General features: G+C 45.2%; 21 protein-coding genes and 3 tRNA genes. 10 read left to right on the forward strand and 14 right to left on the reverse strand.

Annotated features, from left to right (window positions below; translation table 11 throughout):
• Nucleotides 1–59: 59 nt before the first annotated feature.
• The 4 genes from K5609_RS16130 to K5609_RS16145 all read right to left on the reverse strand — a co-directional run bounded on the left by K5609_RS16130 (nt 60) and on the right by K5609_RS16145 (nt 4,864).
• On the reverse strand, nt 60–1,166 hold the full coding sequence (locus K5609_RS16130) for a DUF1513 domain-containing protein (protein WP_221074548.1): 1,107 nt from the start codon (nt 1,164–1,166) through the stop codon (nt 60–62).
• Nucleotides 1,156–2,133 (reverse strand): imelysin family protein, encoded by a 978-nt coding sequence (locus K5609_RS16135; protein WP_221074549.1) that lies wholly within the window; start codon nt 2,131–2,133, stop codon nt 1,156–1,158. The genes K5609_RS16130 and K5609_RS16135 overlap by 11 nt, the downstream gene beginning before the upstream one ends.
• A 9-nt stretch (nt 2,134–2,142) precedes the next feature.
• A complete protein-coding gene (locus tag K5609_RS16140) occupies nt 2,143–3,546 on the reverse strand; it encodes a di-heme oxidoreductase family protein (RefSeq protein WP_221074550.1) in 1,404 nt (467 codons plus the stop codon).
• Nucleotides 3,547–3,622: 76 nt separating this feature from the next.
• On the reverse strand, nt 3,623–4,864 hold the full coding sequence (locus K5609_RS16145; RefSeq protein ID WP_221074551.1) for an imelysin family protein: 1,242 nt from the start codon (nt 4,862–4,864) through the stop codon (nt 3,623–3,625).
• 456 nt (nt 4,865–5,320) lie between these two features.
• Between K5609_RS16145 and K5609_RS16150 the strand changes: the two genes are divergently transcribed.
• Nucleotides 5,321–5,488, forward strand: coding sequence for a hypothetical protein (locus K5609_RS16150; RefSeq protein ID WP_016403909.1), 168 nt, complete (start codon nt 5,321–5,323; stop codon nt 5,486–5,488).
• Nucleotides 5,489–5,615: 127 nt separating this feature from the next.
• On the opposite strand, the gene K5609_RS16155 is transcribed toward K5609_RS16150, so the two are convergent.
• From K5609_RS16155 to K5609_RS16165, 3 genes are all read right to left on the reverse strand, one after another.
• Entirely contained in the window at nt 5,616–5,963 is a 348-nt protein-coding gene (locus K5609_RS16155) for a RidA family protein (protein ID WP_016403908.1), read from the reverse strand.
• Between the two features lie 59 nt (nt 5,964–6,022).
• Complete coding sequence (locus K5609_RS16160) at nt 6,023–7,474, reverse strand: FAD-dependent oxidoreductase (protein ID WP_221077285.1); 1,452 nt, start codon at nt 7,472–7,474, stop codon at nt 6,023–6,025.
• 489 nt (nt 7,475–7,963) lie between these two features.
• Nucleotides 7,964–8,039 (reverse strand) — tRNA-Trp (locus tag K5609_RS16165).
• 245 nt (nt 8,040–8,284) lie between these two features.
• Here K5609_RS16165 and K5609_RS16170 point away from each other — a divergent pair.
• Nucleotides 8,285–9,742, forward strand: a complete 1,458-nt coding sequence (locus tag K5609_RS16170; RefSeq protein WP_221074552.1) for a methyl-accepting chemotaxis protein — start codon at nt 8,285–8,287, stop codon at nt 9,740–9,742.
• Between the two features lie 73 nt (nt 9,743–9,815).
• Here K5609_RS16170 and K5609_RS16175 read toward each other — a convergent pair whose 3' ends face one another.
• From K5609_RS16175 to K5609_RS16185, 3 genes are all read right to left on the reverse strand, one after another.
• On the reverse strand, nt 9,816–10,259 hold the full coding sequence (locus tag K5609_RS16175) for a tellurite resistance TerB family protein (RefSeq protein WP_016403902.1): 444 nt from the start codon (nt 10,257–10,259) through the stop codon (nt 9,816–9,818).
• A gap of 123 nt (nt 10,260–10,382) precedes the next feature.
• Nucleotides 10,383–10,458, reverse strand: a tRNA-Thr gene (locus K5609_RS16180).
• Between the two features lie 124 nt (nt 10,459–10,582).
• Nucleotides 10,583–11,398 (reverse strand): UDP-2,3-diacylglucosamine diphosphatase, encoded by an 816-nt coding sequence (locus tag K5609_RS16185; RefSeq protein WP_221074553.1) that lies wholly within the window; start codon nt 11,396–11,398, stop codon nt 10,583–10,585.
• Nucleotides 11,399–11,610: 212 nt separating this feature from the next.
• Between K5609_RS16185 and K5609_RS16190 the strand changes: the two genes are divergently transcribed.
• Entirely contained in the window at nt 11,611–12,648 is a 1,038-nt protein-coding gene (locus K5609_RS16190) for a gluconeogenesis factor YvcK family protein (protein WP_016403900.1), read from the forward strand.
• On the opposite strand, the gene K5609_RS16195 is transcribed toward K5609_RS16190, so the two are convergent.
• Nucleotides 12,629–13,123 carry a hypothetical protein gene (locus K5609_RS16195; RefSeq protein ID WP_221074554.1) on the reverse strand — a complete coding sequence of 165 codons (495 nt, stop codon included), beginning with the start codon at nt 13,121–13,123 and terminating at the stop codon, nt 12,629–12,631. The genes K5609_RS16190 and K5609_RS16195 overlap by 20 nt on opposite strands.
• Before the next feature lie 336 nt (nt 13,124–13,459).
• Here K5609_RS16195 and K5609_RS16200 point away from each other — a divergent pair, with 336 nt between their 5' ends.
• Complete coding sequence (locus K5609_RS16200) at nt 13,460–14,176, forward strand: DUF3581 family protein (protein WP_221074555.1); 717 nt, start codon at nt 13,460–13,462, stop codon at nt 14,174–14,176.
• Between the two features lie 25 nt (nt 14,177–14,201).
• Here the strand turns inward: K5609_RS16200 and K5609_RS16205 are convergent, their stop codons facing one another.
• Nucleotides 14,202–14,675: an Lrp/AsnC family transcriptional regulator gene (locus K5609_RS16205; RefSeq protein WP_016403897.1), complete on the reverse strand. Its 474-nt coding sequence runs from the start codon at nt 14,673–14,675 to the stop codon at nt 14,202–14,204.
• A 430-nt stretch (nt 14,676–15,105) separates the two neighbouring features.
• Between K5609_RS16205 and K5609_RS16210 the strand changes: the two genes are divergently transcribed.
• The 5 genes from K5609_RS16210 (at nt 15,106) to K5609_RS16230 (ending at nt 19,190) form a co-directional block, all read left to right on the forward strand.
• Nucleotides 15,106–15,181 (forward strand) — tRNA-Phe (locus K5609_RS16210).
• 147 nt (nt 15,182–15,328) lie between these two features.
• Complete coding sequence (locus K5609_RS16215) at nt 15,329–16,483, forward strand: BamA/TamA family outer membrane protein (RefSeq protein ID WP_221074556.1); 1,155 nt, start codon at nt 15,329–15,331, stop codon at nt 16,481–16,483.
• Nucleotides 16,484–16,558: 75 nt separating this feature from the next.
• The gene (locus K5609_RS16220) at nt 16,559–17,035 is read left to right on the forward strand and encodes a PaaI family thioesterase (RefSeq protein ID WP_221074557.1); all 477 of its coding nucleotides are present in this window, start codon (nt 16,559–16,561) and stop codon (nt 17,033–17,035) included.
• Between the two features lie 198 nt (nt 17,036–17,233).
• Nucleotides 17,234–17,944, forward strand: coding sequence for an Npun_F0296 family exosortase-dependent surface protein (locus tag K5609_RS16225; RefSeq protein WP_221074558.1), 711 nt, complete (start codon nt 17,234–17,236; stop codon nt 17,942–17,944).
• A gap of 223 nt (nt 17,945–18,167) precedes the next feature.
• Nucleotides 18,168–19,190, forward strand: coding sequence for an SMP-30/gluconolactonase/LRE family protein (locus K5609_RS16230; protein ID WP_221074559.1), 1,023 nt, complete (start codon nt 18,168–18,170; stop codon nt 19,188–19,190).
• A gap of 54 nt (nt 19,191–19,244) precedes the next feature.
• On the opposite strand, the gene K5609_RS16235 is transcribed toward K5609_RS16230, so the two are convergent.
• The gene (locus tag K5609_RS16235; RefSeq protein WP_221074560.1) at nt 19,245–19,703 is read right to left on the reverse strand and encodes a hypothetical protein; all 459 of its coding nucleotides are present in this window, start codon (nt 19,701–19,703) and stop codon (nt 19,245–19,247) included.
• 336 nt (nt 19,704–20,039) lie between these two features.
• Between K5609_RS16235 and K5609_RS16240 the strand changes: the two genes are divergently transcribed.
• Nucleotides 20,040–22,193, forward strand: coding sequence for a TonB-dependent hemoglobin/transferrin/lactoferrin family receptor (locus K5609_RS16240; protein ID WP_221074561.1), 2,154 nt, complete (start codon nt 20,040–20,042; stop codon nt 22,191–22,193).
• Between the two features lie 68 nt (nt 22,194–22,261).
• Here the strand turns inward: K5609_RS16240 and K5609_RS16245 are convergent, their stop codons facing one another.
• On the reverse strand, nt 22,262–23,104 hold the full coding sequence (locus K5609_RS16245) for an HDOD domain-containing protein (protein ID WP_221074562.1): 843 nt from the start codon (nt 23,102–23,104) through the stop codon (nt 22,262–22,264).
• Nucleotides 23,105–23,113: the final 9 nt, after the last annotated feature.

The following is a 23,113-nucleotide window of genomic DNA, read 5'->3' on the forward strand; positions in this document are numbered from 1 at the left end:
GCAAATAGTAATGGGCTTGGCTTTTTTAGATCGAGATTTTATCTACCGCGATGGCTTGTCTACAGAGGTAATACACTTAAGTGGTTGTCCCACTGCCATCGTGTTTGTCGACGCACAAGTTGATTGGCTGGCTGAAGGAGCTGGCCTTTGCCAGTGGAAGCAAACCACGAATGAGGATCGGCTGCCAAACCACATACATCGTCAATTTGCATAAGTTGCTCAAGGTCTCGGCTTTGTTCTGACCATACAGCCAACTTAGCACCGCGTGGAGAACTGGCGATAAGCTTGCCATTGCTGCTTACTATGCTGCCAATATATTGATTAAACAAAGCCCAATAATCGGCATCAGCATCCAGCGCTTGGCATTGCTCATTACCTTTGTGCGAGTATATGAGCGAGGTAACTTCTTGCTCAGGGTTTTGTCCTTGGCAAGCTAACCACACGGTATCGCTGGCTTTAGAATAACTTAGATGGCGAATACTTAACTGCGGGTTGTTAAGTTCTCGACGTTGCAGCAGTTTTCCGCTTCGGCTATCCAAATACAATAAAGTTGGCTGCATACTGTCGAGATTAAGCTTTTCTCGTCCTTGGGTATGAATGCCACCCACCGCAACCACCAAACGCTGCTGTGGCAATAACATTAACTGGTGTGGGCCTAATCCGCCCAATGACCACTGAGCGCTTAAACTCCACCCGGAATCTAGCTGGCGATACATTAAAATCTGCCCTTCACTGCTAGCACTTAGCCCCGCGGTCACGTAAAGCTGCGTGGCATCTTCCGAAAAAACCGCATGCCCAAAAAAGTGCATACCTTGTGGCGGTGAAAGCTGTTGAATCACCTCACCAGACTCTGGCGAAAACAACATGATGTATTTGCCCGGCCGGCGAGCAACACAAGCGGCTACGGTCTGCTTAGGTTTGGCCAAGGCAACATAGTGGCCCCGAGCAGGCAAAGCTAACTGGTAACGCAATTCGCCTTGTATATTCATGGCTGCGACATAGTGCTTATTTGCCTGCTTGGCACAAGCAATCAGCAAACTTTGCGGGCTTAGGTCCGGCTCATTGCTTAAGCCTTTTGCTAAGGCGGGTAAGCTTAAGCAACTAGCCGAAGCCCCAAAACCCAGCAGCTGAAATAGCACCTGTCGGCGATTAAACTTAGTCGCCATCGTTATTGTTAAAGCCCAGTTCAATCGATAAAGCTTGAGGAATTTGGTTAGCAAACAAGCTATCCAGCTTGGCTAAGTGAGGTTCGGCTTGCTGCCAAACGGTTAGTTCGACTTTTTCATCACTGGGCTCTTGGCCTGGCATAAGTGGTATTAAAGCACTAAATTGCTCACCCACCTGTTTTGCTAACTTACTGTCACTGCTGGCTAAAAACGGCGCTAGATCCTGCTGGTAACGCGTTTGCAATAAGCTTAACTGCTCGGCTAGTAACTCAGCGCTAATGTTAGCTCGCCATGCCTCGCCTTGGTATGGGCGCAAGCGTTGGTGCTTGGCTGAATACATCGCGCGAAACTTTCGCAGCATAGTACTAGTTTGTAAGCGGTAGCTATTTAACACATCACTGCGCAGCTGCTCTACTTTCAGCTTTTCCAATTCAGCGCTTTGTAGGCCGCTACTCACTAGCTCAGTTGCACTCACATAACGGTTCACCGCACCCGGCAATAATGAACAGCGTTGTTGGTCGCTTAAGGTTTCAAACAGTAAATACTCTTGAACCCGTAGGTTACTGTGGGTATCGCTTAGTGGCATCGGCGCATTAGATAAAGCCGCCTTCACCTTACGCCCAGTGGTATCTTTTTTGTCGGGCCAATAACTAATCGCCCAGTTGAGCTTAAGATCAACCAAAGGACCAAGGGCGCTAGACTGCAACGGCAAATAGGCCAAATAGTTTTGCTTCCATAGCAATTGGCTAGCTAACAGAGCCTCTGGGCTAGGATGGGCACAGTAGCTCTCGATGTGTTGCTGGTAACTACGCGCTTGTTCAAGCAGCTGCGCGCTAACCTTAGCAATTGACTGCTTTTCTTGCTCAAGCCATTGCTGTTGAGAGGTATTGACGCTGGCATTAGCACAACTTAAGCCCAATACTCCCAGCAAACCCATGGTTAGGCCACGCAAAAACTGCTTCTTCATACTTCGTCCTTACAATGAATTCACAAAAGCCACTAGCGCTTCGCGCTGCGACTGATTCAAGTTAGCAAAAGCTTGTTTTGCTGCTTCGGCTTCGCCGCCATGCCATACAATCGCTTCGGTAACATTACGCGCACGCCCATCATGTAATAATTGGCTGTGGCCATTTACCGTTTCGGTAAGCCCTACTCCCCATAGTGGAGGGGTTCGCCATTGCTGGCCATTAGCCAAATACTCGCCACGACCATCGGCCAAGTCTGGCCCCATATCGTGCAACAGCATATCGGTATACGGGTAAATAAGCTGCTCACTTAATGCCGGCAATTGTTCACGTTTTGCCGTGGTAAAACTGCGTTTGTGGCAACTGTCACAGTTAACTTGGCTAAACAGTTTATCACCTAATTCAACTTGTTCAGCATCCTTAATGCGGCGCTTGGGCACCGCTAAATGCTGGGTATAAAACTCAACAAAACCAAGCAGTTTATCACTCACTTCGGAACCATCGGGATCGACTCCAGAGGTGGCGCTTGAGCAGTCCTGTTGCGCAGCAGTACAGTGACCTTTAGTGAACATTAAACTGGTAATGCCAATGTCGCCGTTAAATGCTGCAGCGTTTTGCTGCATCAAGCTAGGCTGTCCTGCCTTCCAACCAAAGCGGCCTAAATTAAATGCTTGTAGTTGAGTGTCCCACACTTGGTTAGCCACACCTCGAATACCGTCGTTATTGCTATCGTCAGGATCGGCATTGGCTAGAATGTCTTCGGCACTAATACTTTCAAGTAAACCTAAACCTATCATCGGTGAAGCAATACGAGGAGAAAACATCGTATTGGGATGCATCTCGCCATAGCCTAGCTGGTCAACAATCAACTGTGGTTGGCGTAATACAATGCTGCTGCCGTCGGCAAACTTAAAAGGTTTATCGGTATAGGCAAAGCGAACTCGCGCTTCTGCGGCAACACCGGGTATGGCTTGGTCTTGAATTTGCCCGCCATAAGTAGGCTCTGGCACTACGCCGTTTTGAGCTTCTAGGGCTTTTTGTTGCTCTGTTTCTGCAGGAATACTAATCCGCACCAACATCGATACAGCATTGTTTGCCCCAACCGGTGCAGGGTGGCCTCGACCATCTTTAATGTGGCAGTTTTGACAACCATTGGTATTAAACAAAGGACCTAAGCCATCTCGGGCGATAGTGGTAGCTGGAGCTACAACCCAAGGGTTACGGAAAAAGCTGTTACCGGTACTAAAGTTAAGCCGACCTTCAAAACCTAAATTCGCTGCCGGCATAGAAAACGCGTTGGCATCAGTTTGGGTCGTTGTTGTATCACCGCCCGGTTTTTTGGGGTTGGCTAACACCGCCGAACAAAACACAGCCGCTACAGTAATTATTATTGTTTTTGTTGGGTTAAATTTCACACTCACTCTCTCCATAGAATGGTACTTCAGAAAGCACAAAAGGGAGCCTAAGCTCCCTTAAATAAACAACCTCTAATTAGAACTCGTGATCTGCAGTATCTGGGTTTAGGTTGTCGATGCCTAATACTTTGGCGCTAGCTTCAATAGCGCGGGTTTGTTCAACCAAGGCTAAAATGGTTCCATTAATTAGAGCATGGCCATCACTATTGCTAGCAGCAATAAGTTGGTCGAAGTATACGCCTTGTTGCTCGGCGCTCGCTACCAATTTGGCTGTTTCTGCCATAGATTGCTCAAACATCTTCTTGTTGCTCTTTGCAGCACTTGGGTCTTTTTGGGCAACTAACTCAGCTAAGCTTGGACCAGTTAAGGTTGAACCATCTAAACGCTCAAAGCTGCCAAAGTAAACATTGCTAATACCTTGGTTATTGTAGAAGTGAGAGTTGTGCGTATTGTCGCTGAAACAATCGTGCTCATCTTCGGTTGAATTAGCTTCTAAGGCTACCTTCATACGCTCACCTGCTAGCTCGCCTAAAGACAAGCTGCCCATGCCAAACATCATACGGCGTAGCGCTTGTTCACTTGGCTCTGCCACTAGCTGCTGTTGGTATTCTCCACCTTTAGCCCACTGCTTGCTCATCCAAGCCAAGTCATCAACTAATAGCTGAGTTACAGCGCTTAGATATGCAGCGCGGCGCTCACAATTACCGTTGGTACAAGCATTACCTTTTGCAAAATCGGTATAAGCGCGCTCACCTGCACCAGCTTTAGTGCCATGAAGATCTTGACCCCATAACAAAAATTCTACAGCGTGGTAGCCAGTAGCAACGTTAGCTTCTGAGCCCGCTAATTCATTTAAAGAAGCTAATAGCTCTGGGGTAATGTTGCTTAAATCAACCTTGTCTTCACCTACTTGCAGGCTAGTGTTGGCAACAATATTTGCCGTAGCGCCAGGGTTGCCAAGCTCGTATTGGTAATCGGCGGCAACGTAATCGATTAAGCCTTCATCTAAAGGCCAAGCATTAAGCTGCCCTTCCCAGTCGTCAACAATTGGGTTACCAAAACGAAATACTTCACTTTGCTGGTAATACACGCGAGCCACTTTCCAAGCGTCTTTCGCTGCTAATAAGCTTTTTTCTGAAGGCGCTTCAATAAGCTGCTGCGTTGCTTGCTGTAGCTGTAAAGCACTGGCGTGCGAATCACTAAACACTGCATGAGCTAACTCTGCATAATGCTCTACTACTTGATCTTGTTTTACATCTGCAAACGATGCGTTTGCCAACAATACTGTTGAACCTACTACTACTTTAAATAAGCGCATTGCCATCCCTTTCAAAACACACATGATAATTATTCTCATTATCTTTATCATTGATAATAAGTAAACAAAAATATGTCATTTTGTAAAAAATAATAAAAAGTAGCGCCATTTAACAAAGCACAAAATCACCATATTGATGTAATTAAGTTGTCATATAATTCTCGTTAAATACCCGCGCATGAGAAATTCAGCATCTGGTGAGTAGGAAAGGTTGCCAAGCCTTTATGAACTATTTGGCAACATTTCCCGTTCTAATGATTTATACCAATTACACTAAGTAAGTGTTCAGGAATAACGCAGGGAAAAAACTCGAGAATAAGACAGGATTTTTCGATAAGTAGTTATTCTACAATCAAAAATTCTAACGCAGTTATCGAGTATTTTAACCAGATAGAATGAACAGTTTTTAGTACGTTTGGTATTAGTTCACACACTTAAATGAGGGTAAAAAAGAGTATGAGCACGCTTAATGGAAAGCAGTTTTGGAAAGCATTACGCAAAAAAGGTATCCCACCTTCGGTATTTGCGATGAAAGCCAATTGTTCGTTAAACAGTGTCTATAACTTGAAAGAGCGCAACCAAATCCCAGAAAAATTTGCGCTGGTACTAGATAGAATAAATTAAGATATTCTGGCGAGTTAATCAGTACCCAGATTAACTCGCTTGCTAAATTGTTTCGTCAGCTATGCCTGCCCGTAACAGGCTCATTTCTTTAGGCTCAGCCTTGTTCTCAAAGCTAACTTACCGCTGATTAAACGGCTGCAGTTACCGACATCTCAACCAATATCTCTTCTCGTGCCATATGGGCTTGCACACATGCTCGTGCTGGCGGAGTAACATCGGCTATCCAAGCGTCCCACACTTTATTCATTTCGGCAAAATCATCCATGGTGCGCACGTAAATAGTCACGCTTAGTAACTTCGACTTATCGGAGCCAACCGTTGCCAACAGCTCTTCTACTTTTTCTATGGTGGTACGGGTTTGTTCGGCAATCCCTTGGCTGGTGTCTTTAGCCACTTGGCCACATAGATAAACGGTATTGTTATGCACCACAGCGCGACTCATTCGCGCTTTGCTCTCGAAATGTTGAATAGACATGTTTGCTCCTTATAAAAAAGGCTAGCGCCGCTAGCCTTCACATTATTAAATCATAGCGCTTAACGCGCCAAAGACAGTGGATAGTTACGTTGTTCTGCTAACTGCTCCGCTAATGTTAACACCTGTTGATAGGCTAAACCCTGAGTACTCTGTAAGGTATTAAGATCGCCGCAAGCGGCAGGGCTAAGTAGGCCTAGCTCTCGTATGTTTTCAATAATTTGCTCGGCTGCACTTAAGGCCGAAGAGAACTTTACAATCTCGGTACGTGCATAGTGGGCTTTATCGAAGGAAACGCTAGCTGCGCGCAAACTTGGATCACTGCCCGGTATTTGCTGAGCGCCAAATAAAGGCCGACCAGCCACCTTGGCATTGCTAAAGCTTGGTAAGTAGCGCGACATATGTTTTACCGCCTCGGCAGTGCGCTGCTCTACTTCTTCTGCTTGCCAACCTTGGGTTAACTTACGACTTAAGCTTGCATCTAGCTCTGGTTGGGCACTGCTTTCGCTGGAGCTAACCAAGCCGCCTTTAAACAAGGTTACGGTGTCGGTCATACCATGCAGCTGAAACAAGCCATCGGGATAGGGAGTTAACTGCGCCATACCATTTGGCGTGCCGCGCTCTCCATGAACAATAAGCTCTGGCCAGCGCCCTTGTGGATTTGGCCAAGTGGCCAAATATGCAGCTTTAAACTCAACCATTCGGCTACGGCTTAGCTTGGCCATATCGTCAATACTGCCACTGCGATATCCACAAGCGTTAATGAGGTAATCCACCTCTATGCTATGGCTACCCTGCGGGCTACTGTAATCCACCCGCCAACGCGGTGTAGCACCTGGCAGCAACTCTATGTGCGAGACTTTAGATTGGGTAAACACTTGGCAGTTGGGCAAGCGCTCACTGACTAACTTAACCGTGGCGGCAATACGCAACAGGCTTAAGCCGTATTCCTGCACCTGCACAAAGGGAAACTTAAAGGCCGATAAATCTAAGTTTTTAGCAACCGGTATCATCCACTCGTCTGGGCTTTGTGGCTGAGCCACTAACTCTTGCTCGGCCAGTGCCTCTAATTGTTCACGGCTGTAAAGGCGATAATAATCTTCGGCTGGACCTAGTTTTTGATTGGCAGGGTCTTGTTCAATAAGTGCAGCGTAATGGGCTTGCACCTTGCGTAAACGGGGAAACAATGCTTCGGGCTCGCCAGGGTCATTAAGTGGCACACTAATAACCGTAGGGCGCTGGTTAACAGCGTGCGGAAATACCCGTAAGGTATGAATGGATTGCTCAAGCAGCTTTAAACATTGTTCATCGGAGATTTCTCGATACAGGTTACCACCGGCATGTAAATGACAAGCTGGCGGCCCGTTCACTAAACTGGGCCCTGCTTCAAACAGGCTAACCTTGGCGCCAAGCTCAGCCAGCTTAAGGGCTGCTGCGCTGCCGGCAATTCCACCACCTACTACGGCGACTTGAGGCGAAACAGAAGAGGTCGCCGTCACTGGGTGCATTTGCATCACTAAAATTTCATCCGCTAAAGAAAAAAACTATAACGTGATTATTCTAACTGCCGATCAGTAACAATGAAACAGAATTTGCCCTAATCGAGCAGAGCTAAGCTACAGATAAATCGAGAAAAGAGGAGAACATAGCCTAGTAGGAGGTATTGAGATTTAGAGAACCAAGACCATTTGGTGGCCAGCCAAATACTACAATGAATACTCACCCTCTATGAATGGCCGCATTCAACGAGTGAAGCTCGAGCCTTAGATGCACTATAAATGCTAAGCACTAGCCCGGTTGAAAACGAGGCTGGAAAGGCATGAATGATTTCGAGGGGAGCCCCCAGGCTCAGAGTCACTTTAATCTAGCTACCAGCTTTCGCCACCCTTTACGCCTGGCTCGAATGCCTTCTGTTGCCCGCCGCACCACAAGCCTTGCAACTACCTTTCGCCTAGTTACACAATAAACGAAAAAGGCCAGCTAATTAGCTGGCCTTTAAAATTTGGCAGGGGCGGAGAGATTCGAACTCCCAACATTCGGATTTGGAATCCGACGTTCTGCCATTGGAACTACGCCCCTGCAACGGAAACGAATTATACATAAGCCAGTTTAAAGGTAAAGGGCTTATCGCGCGCTTTTGTCCAAGCGCACAAAGAACCAACAATTTGCCGATATAATCCGCCAAATAGACGAAAATTCAAACAAAAACAGCCTTGTTTATTTTTTAACTCACGCACAGTTCTTTTTTTAGCATGTTGCAAAGTTGTTAAGCCAAGGGCAGCATCAAAGTGGACAGACCTGTTAAGGATAACAAGAGCCTAATTATGCTAAACCCAGTTGAGATATTTGCCAGTATCTTTAAACCTAGAAAAAAGGTTAAAGACGAACACCTACAAGCGGTAAAAACCTTACTGTTTTACTTGTTTTTTGGCTTGTTAGTGGGAATATATAGTGCATTTAAATGGCAAAAATATGCCCATAGCGATCTTATAATCAGTTCCTTAGCTTTAATCGCTAGCACCCTGCTCGCCAGCACTATGTTACGCACTGGTTGTCACTACCTTATAGTATCCAATACTGCGCTAGCCGGCATGGCGCTGCATGCCATGAACATTGTTTATCAATCTGGTGGCTTATTGCACTCGCCGCATATCTTTTGGCTGCCTACCCTGTCCTTATTAAGCTATTTGGCAAGTAATCGATTTTGGGGAAACCTTTGGACTGGCGTTTTATTTAGCATTGGCTTGGTGATGTTATGGGCCGACTATACGGGGATGCAGTTCCCGCAAATGCAATTACCTGCGCGTGCAATGACCATTGAGCTATTCTCTGGTTTCTTACTGCCTTTAATATTGTTATGGCTAGGGCAAAACTATGCGCTAGGGCTGCGCGACCAAGCTTTTGAGCAAGCGAAGCAAGCACAGTTAAGTAATCAAGATATGATGCAGGCTTCAGAGCAATCTAAACTACAACTTCAACAGGTGGTTGAACACGCTAGTGATAGCTCTACACAATTGGTTAGCTCTGCCAGCGATATGTCGAACACCGTACAACAGATGAACAATAAAGCAGCTCAAATTGCCCAAAGCTCCGCCCACCAGCATCAATCTATTTCTCAAATTAATCAAAATTTGGCGCACATGGAACAGGTGTTAGCGCAAGCTAATCACTCAACGTCGCAACTATTATCGCTCTCGCAACAAGCTTCTGGCAATGCAGAACAAAGCGCTCTGGCGATTAATCAAACCGAACAGTCGATGCAAAAAATTCTTAGTAGTAACCAACAAATAAACAGCGTCACCGACTTGATTAGCGACATTGCTAATAAGACTAATCTGTTAGCTTTAAATGCTGCTATTGAGGCTGCTAGAGCCGGTGAACATGGTAGAGGGTTTTCTGTGGTGGCCGACCAAGTTCGCGAGCTTAGCCAGCGTAGTAGCCAGTCTACCCAACAAATTCGTGGTTTGTTGGAAACCTGTTCTGCCGATGTTCAGCAAGGTTACAAGGTGGTTGAGCAAAGCGGTGAAATTCTGCATAGCATCATTGGCTTGGTGCAGGATATTTCTGATGGAGTGGCTCAGATGGCTGCGGTAATGCAACAACAAGCAGAAACCGTAGCAGAAGTAATTAATGCCAGCTCAGAGGTGTCGAGCTTTAGTCAGCATAATTCACAGAGCAGCTCGGCATTATTAGACAATACCGAACAACTTACCGGCATTGCCACTCAATTAGAGGGCATGGCTGAGCAGCTTCATCAAACCGTTGCTCGTAGCGAGCTTTAACACTCTATAAAAAACTCATACCAACAATAACTAAGTATGAGTTTTTGGTTTAATTGAATCCCGCTCTAGGCAGCTAAGCAGAAGGCTGAGCCGACATTTTGGCTTTTAAAAAGTCACTATGGCTAAGGTAGATTAGATCAGACACTTGGCGAATAAGTGCCTCTTCTTGCGGATCGATAACGCCGTCTGCGTAGGCCACCTTCCACAGTGCTTCGGTAAACTGGTAACGTAATTGGTAGTCCAACTCTTTAACATGACGGGTGAAGTCAAATACCGAGATTGCTTGATTAGCTTGAGTTTGCGCCTGTAAAAATAGATTCTCTGCTTCTTTGTCATCTAGCTCAAAAAGCCGCTTTATTTTACGCAGTATTACCGCATTTTCGGCATTACTTTGTTGATTATCGCTCTGGCTTAATTGCACTAGTAAGGTGGTTGCTGCGAGCTCTACGTTGGGTAACTCACCCTCGCTGCTAGTCTCTAGCGTGGCCTGTAAGAACTCTTTAAGGGCTTTAAGCATGCGCCTTCCTCTTTACACTCTTGAAGAAAAGCAGAATAAACTAGCCCAAGCAAAATGCCAAATAGCTAACAAGCAAGCTTTAGAAATGAAAAAGCCCCGTCATAAGACGAGGCTTTAAAAGGATGGTGCCGATTGCCGGAGTCGAACTGGCGACCTACTGATTACAAGTCAGTTGCTCTACCAACTGAGCTAAATCGGCACACTGTTGGTACTGCTGATACGCTGTATCGAGCGAGCGCTATTAAACGGATTTTCACAGTGCTTGTCAACGGCCAGAGTGAAAAAATTTTTAATCCGCGCACAACTGCCAATTTAATAACCAATTAAGCTACTTTTTCAGCACTTAGTACTTGAGGCTCAGCAAGGTTAATCGATTCGAGTTCCACTGTTGTTTTTAAACGGTCGTCCCAGCGGCGTAATTGCAGCTGACCATCCATGGTTTCACACAATAAGGTGCAGTTTTCAATCCAATCACCATCGTTAGCATATACAACGCCCTGTTGCTCACTTAGCTCTGGGTGATGAATGTGACCACATATCACCACATCTACTCCTTGGCGTACGGCTTCATTCACCACCGCTTGGCGATAGCGAGCGATAGCTTCGGTGGCTTTGGCAATTTTAGACTTGATATACCCCGCCAACGACCAATAGGGATAACCCAGCGCATGGCGAATTTTGCTCGAAGAGCGGTTTAGAAATAATAAGAAGTCATAAAGGTGATCGCCCAACTTGGCGTAAAAACGGCCAAAACAGACTTCTTCGTCGAACTGATCACCATGCACCATCAAAATTTGTTTACCGGTAATGCTGGTATAGCGGTACTGTTTGCTCACTCTCACATCGGCGAGATCCATGCCGTGATAAGCCTTAAACAGTTGGTCGTGATTGCCGGGAATGTAAACCAGTTCACAACCTGATTTAGCCAAACTCATCAAGTATTGCAGCACTTGGTTGTGAGACTCTGGCCAATATACCCGGCGCTTTAACGCCCATACATCAACAATGTCTCCCACCAAAAAAATTCGCTTGGCTTTAGTTTGTTGTAATAGCTGCAGTAGCATTTCTGCCTTGCAATCTTTACAACCCAGGTGAATATCTGAGAGCCATAGGCTTTGATAGATCTGTTTTGTTGTCATTACTTACGCCACATCATCCCTGTTATGGCTAATCTAAAAGGCATATTTGACCAAAAAGTGACGCTTTGATGTCAAGACCATGACAGAATTATCATTGCTAAGCTAAGAGGCTTTGTTTAGTGTACTAAACTCAATTAGGCTAGTGAGAGTACTTAGGATTTAGTAGCGCTTAATCTAGTTAATTGGAATGCATAACCATCATGGAGTAGATAGTGAGATCGAATTCCCCACAACGCCCATTATCAATTGCCACCATTGGCGGCGGAAGCGGTCACTTTGTATTGTTATCGGCTCTTAGAGATGCAGATCACCTAGCGATTAGCGCCATTGTATCGATGACCGACAGTGGCGGAAGCACCGGCCGCCTGCGTGATGAACTAGGCATTTTGCCACCAGGGGATATTCTTAAATGTGTATTAGCCCTCTCTCCCTATCGAGAATTAGCCCGTAAGCTTTTGTTAAAACGCTTTACCAAAGGCAAGCGTTTGTCTGGTCATAGTGCCGGTAACATGTTGCTTACCATGCTCTCGCAATACAGCGGATCTTTTTCGGAAGGTATTCAAGGCTTAGCACAAATGCTCGACGTTGAAGGAGAGATTTTGCCGGTCACCATTGATAAGTCCACCTTAGTGGCGGAACTTACCAGCGGTGAACGTATTTTTGGTGAGAGTGCTATCGATTTGCCTCGCGGCGATCAACGAGAAAAAATAGCCAATGTATTTTTAGTTCCTCATCACGCTGAACAAGTGCGAGTTTATCCACCAGTGATTGAGCGCATCAACACCGTTGAGGCGATTGTACTAGGCCCTGGCGATCTATTTACCAGCATTATTCCTAATCTATTAGTGCCGGGTGTTAAGGAAGCGATAAAAAGCAGCAAAGCTAAGCTTGTGTATGTAAGCAACATTATGACTAAGTTTGGTGAGACCGACGGTTATAATTTAGAGCATTTCATTTCGGATTTAGAGCACTATTTGGGTCGACCTCTAGATGCTGTAGTGGTGAATAACCATATACCCAGTGACGAAATGATAGCTAACTACAACTTAGAGCGCGCGCAAGTAGTAGCGGTTGATGATCTAGAAGCTATTGGTAACAAATATCAGCTGATTTATGCCGACTTAATTGATGAAGACAGCGATATAGTACGTCACGATTCAGAAAAACTTGCCAACGCCTTACTGCCCTACCTCAGTAGTTTAGACAGCCAAACCTTATCGCTGGTAAAAGCTAGCGGAACTGAGGGTTAATATTGGCTCCGCCCGCTAAGGCTGAGTCAGGCATTCTTCGCATCAAATCATCAAGCTGAGTAAATACCGGGCGTAATGACGGGTCGTATTTATCCTGCCAGCGCCAATGCCACTCATTGTCACCTTGGGTCCAACGTATCAGCTTTTCTGAGCTGTGCTCTCCCGAGTATGGCGAAGCCAACTGCTTGGGTACCTGTTGCAGCAAGGCGTATATGTCGGAACACACCAACATCGACAACTGTTGCACCGCTTCACTAGCATTAGCCTGATCACGGTAAGTTTGACGAATGGAATAATGGAGGTTTTCACAATCTACATTGACTGTGATGCTTCCATCAGGGCGATGGAACATAAAACTCAATTGATAGGCAGGAGCCGCTTTGTCGAACAGGGCTACCCAAGTGGTTGCGCCACTGACTAGAACAATCACTGTGCCTAGTACAATACTTCCCCAATAGCGTGACTTTTTCGCCATAGCTTACTCGCTCATTCCATGTGCCTATGGTTTACCAACAAAGCGTAAAACACTTTATTTAGTCACCAATCTTTCTTAACTCCTTTTAAAGGTAGGGCAGATTTAATCGCTTGCAAAGCTCTTTTTTGATAAATAGGTCAATTTAAAACAAACCATCCTTGTGGATAAGATTGATTAGTTTAGTGAAAAGAGTTGCTTAGTAAAAAGCACCAGTTTGGGGCTAGAATATTTGCGCTCGAAAAAATATAAAAAAAACTTTTTATACTGATATGACCACCCTAGTATCAATTTTTGCTAAAATCGCCGCTCGCCGCATCATGCAAAGTAAAGTGAGTTATGAATTTAAACCAATATTTTAGTCGAGAAGATCAGCAGTTTGTATTTAGCAGACAGCAAGCTTGTGATTTTGCCAAAGGCGTCGCCAACGACTTTAATGCCATTCACGATGCAGACTCTTCGCGCTTCTGTGTTCCTGGTGATTTATTATTCTCGGTAATGCTTAGCGAGCTAGGCCTTAGCCAAGACATGCAATTTACCTTTGCCGGCATGGTCACCGATGGCGTACCACTAAGCATTGAGCAGCAAGAGCAACACTGCTTACTGGTAGATAACAACGGTAAAGAGTACCTGCAAGTAGAACGCAGCGGTGAAAACCTAAAAGATGCTGAGATTATTGGCGATATTATTGCTGACTATGTGCGTTTCTCTGGGCGTAACTTTCCGCACATATTAGTCCCCCTACTCGAAGAACAAGGATTAATGCTTAACCGCAAGCGTCCGTTAGTGATTTACGAAAACATGAGCCTGCATTTCGAGCAATTACCAACTCGCTCTCCACACTTAGAGTTTGTTGGCGGTGAGTTTGTTCCAAATGGTAAACGTGGCGTAGCCTTGCTTAAATTTACTATTAGCGAAGATGGTCAAGTTATCGGCAAAGGCCAAAAACGCATGGTATTAGGCAGTTTACTTCCGTACGAAAAAGCCGAAAGTGACATGCTAATTGATAACTACGAGGGGTGCCGCCAGGCCTTCTTAAAACGCCAACAAGCGTAAACAACTAAAGCGCCAATCGGCGCTTTTATTTTATCTGCGATAAAGGCAAGGCGGTGTGGCTAAACACCTGCTGCAGCACAAAGCTAGAGCGCACGCCGGTAACCCCTTCTATCCGAGTTAGTTTGCCCAACAAAAACGCCTGATAATGCTCCATATCTCTAACCACAACTTTAAGCTGGTAATCGGCGTCGGTGCCAGTAACTAATGCGCACTCCATAACTTCTTCATAGGCACTAATTATTTTTTGAAAGTTTTCGAAGCGCTCTGGGGTATGCCTGTCCATAGAGATATGAATATAAGCGGTAAGGTTTAGGTTGAGTTTTTTTTCGTTAAGTAAGGTAACGTGTTTAGCAATGAGCCCGGCATCTTCTAAGGCCTTAACCCGCCGCGAGCAAGGGGATGGTGACAAACCAACTTGCTCAGCTAACTCTAAATTGCTAATTCGCCCATTGTTCTGCATCAAATCTAAAATCTTTCTATCGGTGCGATCAAGGCGCATTACTTACCTCCAAGTTTAAGCATCATTTCAACCTTGGTTTATTTCACCCCAAATAAACCCAAACTACAACAATCATTGCTAACAAACTTTAAAAATACGCAATATAGACAAATACTCACCCTTTTATATTAAATATACTTATTACAGTGAAAAATACTCGGGAACGGCAACAAATATACCCATTTGCTAGCCAATAGTTTGCTCACCACGTTAACTAGCCCCACTCTAATCGGCATTTACCCTTTGCCAGTACAGAGAACAGTGACACCCATCACTTACGTATCCAAACTATCTAAAGGTGGCTTAGGCCACCTTTTTGTTTATTCTTTTGCCAGTTATTGTGCGCCATTTAATCGAAGCTCAATTATTTCATTTTTTTTACTGATTTCGGTTGACTTAAACCGGCAAAATTCGTTTAATAGCGCCCGTCGCCCGGATAGCTCAGTCGGTAGAGCAGAGGATTGAAAATCCTCGTGTCGGTGGTTCGATTCCGCCTCCGGGCACCACCTTTAAAAAGCCTGCATTTATGCAGGCTTTTTTCGTTTTAGCTTCCCATACTAAATACCGCAAAAGGCTATCGCTTTAGTTAGCGAATAGCTAAACTCTAACTAAGTGTTTGATATCACATTGCCCACTATTTCAAGGAATGAAATATGCGCCTTTCTTCTTTTGCTTTGGCTTTATCACTATTGTTTTCTGCTGGACATAGCCAAGCTGATTTTTTCGAACAGTTTGTTGATCCTACCGACGGCCGTATGGATGCAAGCCAATGGCTAGTAGATAACGCGGTAGGTTTTTTGCCGGTACCTATTATTATTACCGATCCCGCGGTGGGTTACGGCGGCGGTTTAGTATTGGCGTTTTTTCATGAAAACGAAGAACTGCAAAATGAACAGCCGAATGATCCCAATGCCCCGCTAAAACTTACGCCTAGTGTGTCGGGTTTATTAGGGCTAGCGACAGAAAACGGCACTCGAGGTGCAGGGGCGTTTCACATGGGCATATGGAAGCAAGACAGTATTCGCTACATCGGTGCCATTGCGGGTGTAGACGCCAATATTGATAGCTTTCGCTTGCCCAGCGACGGGGGAATTGGCGACATTCCCATTAGAGTTAATTTAAAAGGTACTTACTTACTGCAACAAATCCGCTTTCGCTTAGGCGATAGCCCGTGGTTTGCTGGAGCCAAATACACCTTTTTAAATAGTGACAGTGAGTTTTCTATTGGCAACCTGCCCGATTATTTAAAGCCTCAGTTGAGCATGAAAGATGGCGGAGTAAGCCTGCTGCTTAACTACGATACTCGAGATAACTCGTTTAGCCCTAACCAAGGTCTGTATGGCAACATTAGTTATGCTAAACACGCTGACTACTTTGGCGGCGACAATGATTATTCAATCGCCTCTGGTGAGTTTTCTGGCTTTAGTTATCTAGGCAATAGCTTCCAAGGCTCTATGCGTTTATCGGCCTCCAGTGCCCATGGCGATACGCCTTATTATGCCCTGCCCTTTATTGATATGCGCGGCATACCAGCTATGCGCTACCAAGGCGAGCGTATGGCGACTTTACAAGGTGAACTACGTTACGACTTTGATGCACGCTGGTCTGCAGTTGTATTTGGCGGTGTTGGGCAAGCATTTAGCTCAGAGCAAAACCTAGGTGACACGCCTAACCGCTATGCTAAAGGCCTAGGTTTTCGTTACCTAATGGCTAGGCGCTTTAATTTACGTACCGGGATAGATGTTGCCAGAGGCCCAGAAGATACCACCCTGCACTTCATTGTGGGCGCTGGTTGGTCAGATTTTTAATCCGCCAAACAACAAATGTTGACTTTTTGTTAACAACAAGCTCTACTGGTAAGACCTCTTAAACAAGGAAAAGTTATGCTTCCCAGTGTTCGTAAAGCCAACTTGATGTTGAGTTTGTTTGGTATGTTCAAAGTACCCTTGATTTGGTACTGCCGTCCTAAGATCCTTGAGATGGATGAACAGAAGGTTATTGTTAAAATTCCCCTTAAACGCCGAACCAAAAACCACCTTAACAGTATGTACTTTGGAACCTTAGCGGTTGGCGCAGACGTAGCCGGAGGCTTCTTAGCGATTGCTAAAGCCGAACAATATGGCAAAAAAGTATCGCTAGCGTTTAAGGCGGTTGAAGGGCAGTTTTTAAAGCGCCCGGAAGCAGACGTTATCTTTAGTTGTACCGACGGCAAGCTCATTGACCAAATGCTCGAGCAAACCATGCAAAGCGGTGAGCGAGTAAACCAAGCCGTAACGATTAATGCTACCTGCCCCTCTATTAGCGATGATGAAATAGTGGCGAAGTTTTCGCTCACCCTCTCCTTAAAAGCTATTCAATAAACCAATCGTCGGCTGTATTCAGCCGGCTTTAGCAATTTGCAAACACCACGCTAGCCTTCCACTTCTCAGCTCATCAAGTTGAACAAAAACAGGCCTAAAGCTTTGTAATTAAATACACTTTTTATCTTGGCATGAAATCAGATACTTCAAGCTAACTAGGTGCTAAACAGCACCGCATTGTTAGTTGCCGAGGTCATTATGAAATTAGCATCACACGCTTTATTGCTTACTGCCTGCATTAGCTTTTCAAGCCATGCTGGCATTATTTACACTATTGAGGCTCCAGGCATCCAAACCTCACAAATAAGTGGGCCTAGCTATACAGAAAACTTCGACAATTTAACTTCATCCCAACTCAGCAATGGCTACCAAAATGCCTTTGGAGAGTACTCGGTAGATAAAGGCCAAGCCAAAGTGGCTGATTTTGGCGTTTATGGTGGAGCACATGGCGAGGGTAAATACTTATTTATTCCAAGTAAAAGTGCCGTTCAGCTCACTTTTGACCAGCCTGTAGGCTACTTTGGTTTTTGGAGTGCCGGAGACAATGGAAACCAACTTAGTATTACCACCCAGTCTGAGCAGTTGTCCTTTAAAACCAACCAAATTCTTGATGCTGCTGTGCTAGAACCCGGCCATTACGGTAGCCCTACTAGCGTTAAAGGCAACAAACGTGAACCCTATGGTTACGTTAATCTATTCGACGAAAGCGATGCTGACAAAATTACCGCTATCCGCTTTTTTGGTCGCAACTTCGAGACAGATAACCACACGGTAAGTGTTCAACGCGAAGCACTAACCGGCCGCTCTTTAACACCTGTAACAGTGCCGGAGCCGAAGGCTTGGTGGTTAATTAGCTTAGGACTGGTATTGCTTTTACTGAGCCAGCGACGCTCAAAGCGAACAGTTTAAGCTTAGAAGATCATTAAACGCCTATTCCTCTGCCCTACTGGATAACCAATTATCAAGGTAATCTTGCGAGATTTAGTAAAAAAGCGCAGCAAAAACGAGACGTAAGCAGAAACACTTAGGTTAATAACTTGTATTCTTTGAATCACAGCAACAAAATGGAAAACCAATTTATAAAATTAGTTAACCAAAAGTGCTTATTGCTCATCATATAAAGGAATACTAAATGAGAACTGCCTTTGTTTTAGCCGCTAGCTTGCTTGCTAGCGCTTGTTCAACTACCTCTGATCAACTTTCCATCGCCGATGCCGCGGAAACAACCGGCTCAATTGAGTTGATTAACCCACAAGCAAAACAATTTATTGCGGCAGACGCCAAGATTAGTATTCGTGGAAAGGGCTATCGCTGGACAGAAGGACCAGTATGGATTGAACAACATGGTTTTTTGCTATTTTCCGACATCCCCAATAACACCATCGTAAAGTATCAACCTAATAAAGGTACCGAGCTTTATCTAGAAAACTCTGGTGCTACTGGCCTACAGGAAGGAGACTACGGACAAGGCTCTAATGGTTTGTTATTAAACCCACAGGGGCAACTGGTGCTACTTCAACAAGGTGACCGCCGTGTAGCACTCATGGATGCCCCCTTAAGCGAACCTCAAAGTAAATTTGTTACGCTGGCTGGCGAGTATCAAGGCAAGCGCTTAAACAGCCCAAATGATGCGGTTTACCACAACGATGGCAGCTTATACTTTACCGATCCTCCTTATGGACTGAATTCAGGCATGAATGACTCGCGTAAAGAATTAGACTTTCAAGGGATCTATCGTCTAAGCCAAGATGGCGAGCTTGAGTTACTAGACAACAGCGTCAACTTCCCAAATGGCATTGCCTTAACGCTTGATCAAAAAACCTTAATTGTGGCGGTGTCTGATGACAAACATCCACGCTGGTTAGCTTATGATGTAAACCCAGACGGCAGCATTAGCAACAAGCGGATATTTCACAACGCTAAAGCGTTACTTGGTGTAGCTGGAGAACAAGGTTTACCAGATGGAATGGCGGTTCATTCTAGCGGTAATATATTCGCCACAGGGCCAGGTGGAGTGTGGTTGTTCTCCCCACAAGGGGAAGTACTTGCCAAAATACGTACCGGACGTTTAACCGCTAACTGTACTCTGTCGGCCGATGAAAAATACCTGTTTATTACTGCTCACGACACCCTAATGTCGGTGCCACTGTTATAACGAAACCAGCTTGCTTAATGAGGTCTTAAGGCCCCTTTAAGCAAGCGCTTAACTTTATTGCTTTTGCCACTTTTCACCTTTTAAGGCCATAAAGTCACGCCCCATTTTTAGCACCAATATCTTGCTGTCAGTCTCATTATCAATATAAGCACCGGCTGGTACCGTAGCTAGCTCGTCTTTAGCAAGCATTAACCCGCCTGGCATCTTTTTACCGCCAACAACATTTCCCCCCTCGAGCACTGCCATTTCAATTACCGACGGAGCTTGAAAGTACCAATACTCATCATCTTCAGCACTAAGTGGATACTCTCCTTTTAGAAAACGTACACCTCGCTTTCCCTGTTGGGCGCTGTCTAGCCATACTAAGGCATCATTAAACTTAACCTTGCTGGCGGGCTCACTAACCTGGGTAACTGGGCGCTCCTCAAAACCAGAACCCACCCCCACGGATTTACATGCACTAATTAACAACACGCATAAGGTTAAATATACAACACGCTTTATTTGTAACACTTCAATTCCATCCTTAGGTTTAAGTCGCTATACAGCGTTATTTTCACCAATCATCAAAGCTTGGCGTAGTGTGCTTAAAGCTTAGTATATTCTGCCAAATCAAACAGCTATATAAACACCATTAACCTGCTTGGCTAGCTACACAAATTCTTCTAGATAAAATCAATTAGTGGCTAGAGCTTTAATGCCAACTCAAGATATTTCCCATATTCAGCCCTTCTAATTTTAACTACTTACAAAACTATAATTAAATGCAAATGATTTTAATTCTCATTCGTATTATGTATAGTACCGCCTAATTAAAACTTAACAGGATAAGGAACAAGCCTGAAAACCATGAAAGCATTCAATCGCACTCTAATTGCTAATGCAGTAATTTTTAGCCTTAGCCCTCTCGCTTATGCCGAAACAAATAGCACCATGTTTGACGAAGTGGTGGTATCAGCAACCCGTACCGAACAATCGGTCAAAGACATCTCTTCTAGCATTAGCTCGGTAAGCTCTGAGCAGCTAGAGCAGCAAATGGCTAATGATTTAAATGATGCTGTTCGTTATGAACCCGGCGTAACCACTACTGGACAAGGCCGTTTTGGCACTAGTGGCTTTAATATTCGTGGCCTAGACGGCAACCGAATTAAGCTAATGGTAGACGGCATCGAGCAACCCACTGCCTATAACCCTGGTGGCGATGTGATGAACAAGGGGCCAAATGCTTATGAGATTGACACCCTAAGTGCCGTTGAAATTAACAAGGGGCCAGCCTCTAGCCTTTACGGTAGTGACGCCTTAGGCGGCGCAATATTACTAAGAACCAAAAACCCTGAAGACGTACTAGCTGAAGGCGACAGCAACCATGTCGCGCTTAAAGCTGGCTACGGTAGTTCAAATGAAGCATATAAAGCCACCATCGAGGTCGCTAAGCGCTATCAAAAATGGGAAGGTTTAGCCATTTACACCTACCGTGATGGCAGCGAAACCAAAACCCATTCTTCAGGTGAAGACATAAATGGCCGAGACCGCGGGCAAGCCGATCCTCTAGAATTTGACTCTCACAACCTGCTCCTAAAAACTAACTACACCTTAAATGATGCACATACTTTTGGCCTAGTAGCTGAGCTATTCCAGCGCGAATCTAAGTCAACCATCCTTAGCAACGAAGGCTATAGCATATTCCCTGGCTTTACCTACACAAATGTAACCGGCGAGGACAAAGACACTCGCAGCCGTGTAGGCATCAACCACACATGGCTAGCCAACAATGCCGCATTTGATGATTTGTTCTGGCAACTAAGCCATCAGCAAAGTAAATCAGAGCACAATAACTACGATACTACCGACTTATACGGTAGCCGGAATCGTGAACGTAACGGTGAAGATAGCTCATTGCAGTTTGATGCTCAGTTCAACAAATTACTGGAGTTTGACCACGGCAGCCATGAAATTAGCTACGGTTTAACGGCTATCAATAGCGATTTTGAGCTGGATTACCGCACCCATTATTACGACACAGGAACGGTAGATCCAGGCGCACCAGAAGTGCCTAAAGCAGAAGCCGAAAAGCGCGGGATCTTTATTCAAGATCACATGTATTTAATGGATGAACGCTTGGTGGTTACCGCTGGTTTACGTTACGACGACTACAAAGCAACACCAGATGCCAGCAGCGGCTTTGAAGAGCATAACAGTGATGCTTTAACCAAACGCTTAGGCGCGGTATATCACTGGAATCAGCAAGTTAGTACATTTGTTCAATATAGCGAAGGCTTTAGAGCCCCTACCCTTGAAGAACTTTACTACGCCTTTGATAATAGTGGCCACGGTTATGCCACCTTGTCTAACCCTAACCTTAAACCAGAAGAGAGCCAAAGCTACGAGTTAGGCTTACGTACCAATACTGCAGCATCTAGCATGGAGTTAGTGGGTTTCTTCAATGACTACACCAACTTCATTCAATCAGTAACTGATTACAGTGATCCAAGCTATCCAGCGGGTATCACCATAAATGAAAACATCGGCGAAGCTGAAATTTATGGTGTGGAGTTTAAAGGTAACTACTGGTTAGATGAAGCCTTTGGGGCGCCTAAAGGTAGCTACAGCCGCTTAAGCGTTGCCTACGCACAAGGCAAAAACAAAGAAGATGGCAGCGCGCTAGATTCTGTTGCACCGCTTACTGCAGTTTGGGGCTTAGGCTACGACCACCAAGACAAACTTTGGGGTAGCCAACTTAACCTAACCATGGTGTCAGCCAAGAAAGAAGGCGACTGGTCTACCGAAAACAATGCCCACGCACCTGGTCACGCATTGTTAGACCTAACTGCCTACTACCAACCGGTGAACGACCTAGTATTACGAGCAGGCTTGTTTAATGCGCTTGACCAAAAATACTGGAGCTACACCGACCTAGACGGTAAACCATCTGACCATCAAGGCTTAGATCGTTACACCCAGCCAGGCCGTAACTGGGGCGTCGACTTAGCGTATACGTTCTAAACCGATCCAAAAGTAAAAAGGCTAGCTTACTCAGCTAGCCTTTTTTATATTCATTGAAACGCAATTCTTTATGCCTGCGCCTCTAGCACCGCACTTAAGGTGTCTTCTAACTGCTGATCTTCCAAGTTCAAGAAAGCTAACAAGCCGTCGTAGCTCTCCTGCCAAGCTTCTTCTTCACTGCTTACTCCCAGTTTACGGTACGCAACAATACGCGCTATTTTTAATATTGCTAACATTAGCAGCGATGATTTACCTAGCTCTTGCGAACTAAATAAGCCATCTGCATCGTGTTGATAGTAAATGGCTTCTATCATCACCTTAGGCAGGCTCCATTGCTGCGCAATAAGTGCAGCAACAGTAGCATGAGTTGTACCATACTCACTGCGTTCACGTTCCGCAAGATGAGCCCATCCCATGTCATTGGCCTCGGCGAGTAAGCTTTCATATTCAGGGAAAGACTGTAATAAAGCCGGCACGCCAGCCTGATGAAACAAACCCAGCATATAAGCATTATCTTTGGCCGATTCAAAGCCTAGTTCTTCAGCGGTAGCCGCAGCGCAACTAGCCAGTAAATTGGCCTCTAACCAAAATTTATCCAATACTTTAGAGGCTGGCATTGCCCCTTTTAAGGCAACCGCTTTAACAATAGGAAATACCCGATTAATGCCTAAAGTCATCACCGCTTGGTGAATCGATTTAATCTCGTTTAAGCGACGAAACGCAGCAGAGTTAACAATTTGCAACACCGCACCAGAGATCCCTACATCACTAGCTATTGCCTCGGCAATAACCGCTACATCGGGCTCGGCTTTTTTTGTTTCTTGAGTAATCGTTAACAAAACTTGAGGCCGAGGGGGAATAGACAAATCCGCCAAAATCGCTTTTTCGGCCGCAGTTATCGTTAAAGACATATCACCTCC

The sequence above is a fragment of the Agarivorans aestuarii genome, assembly GCF_019670125.1.
In the GTDB taxonomy this organism is placed as follows: domain Bacteria; phylum Pseudomonadota; class Gammaproteobacteria; order Enterobacterales; family Celerinatantimonadaceae; genus Agarivorans; species Agarivorans aestuarii.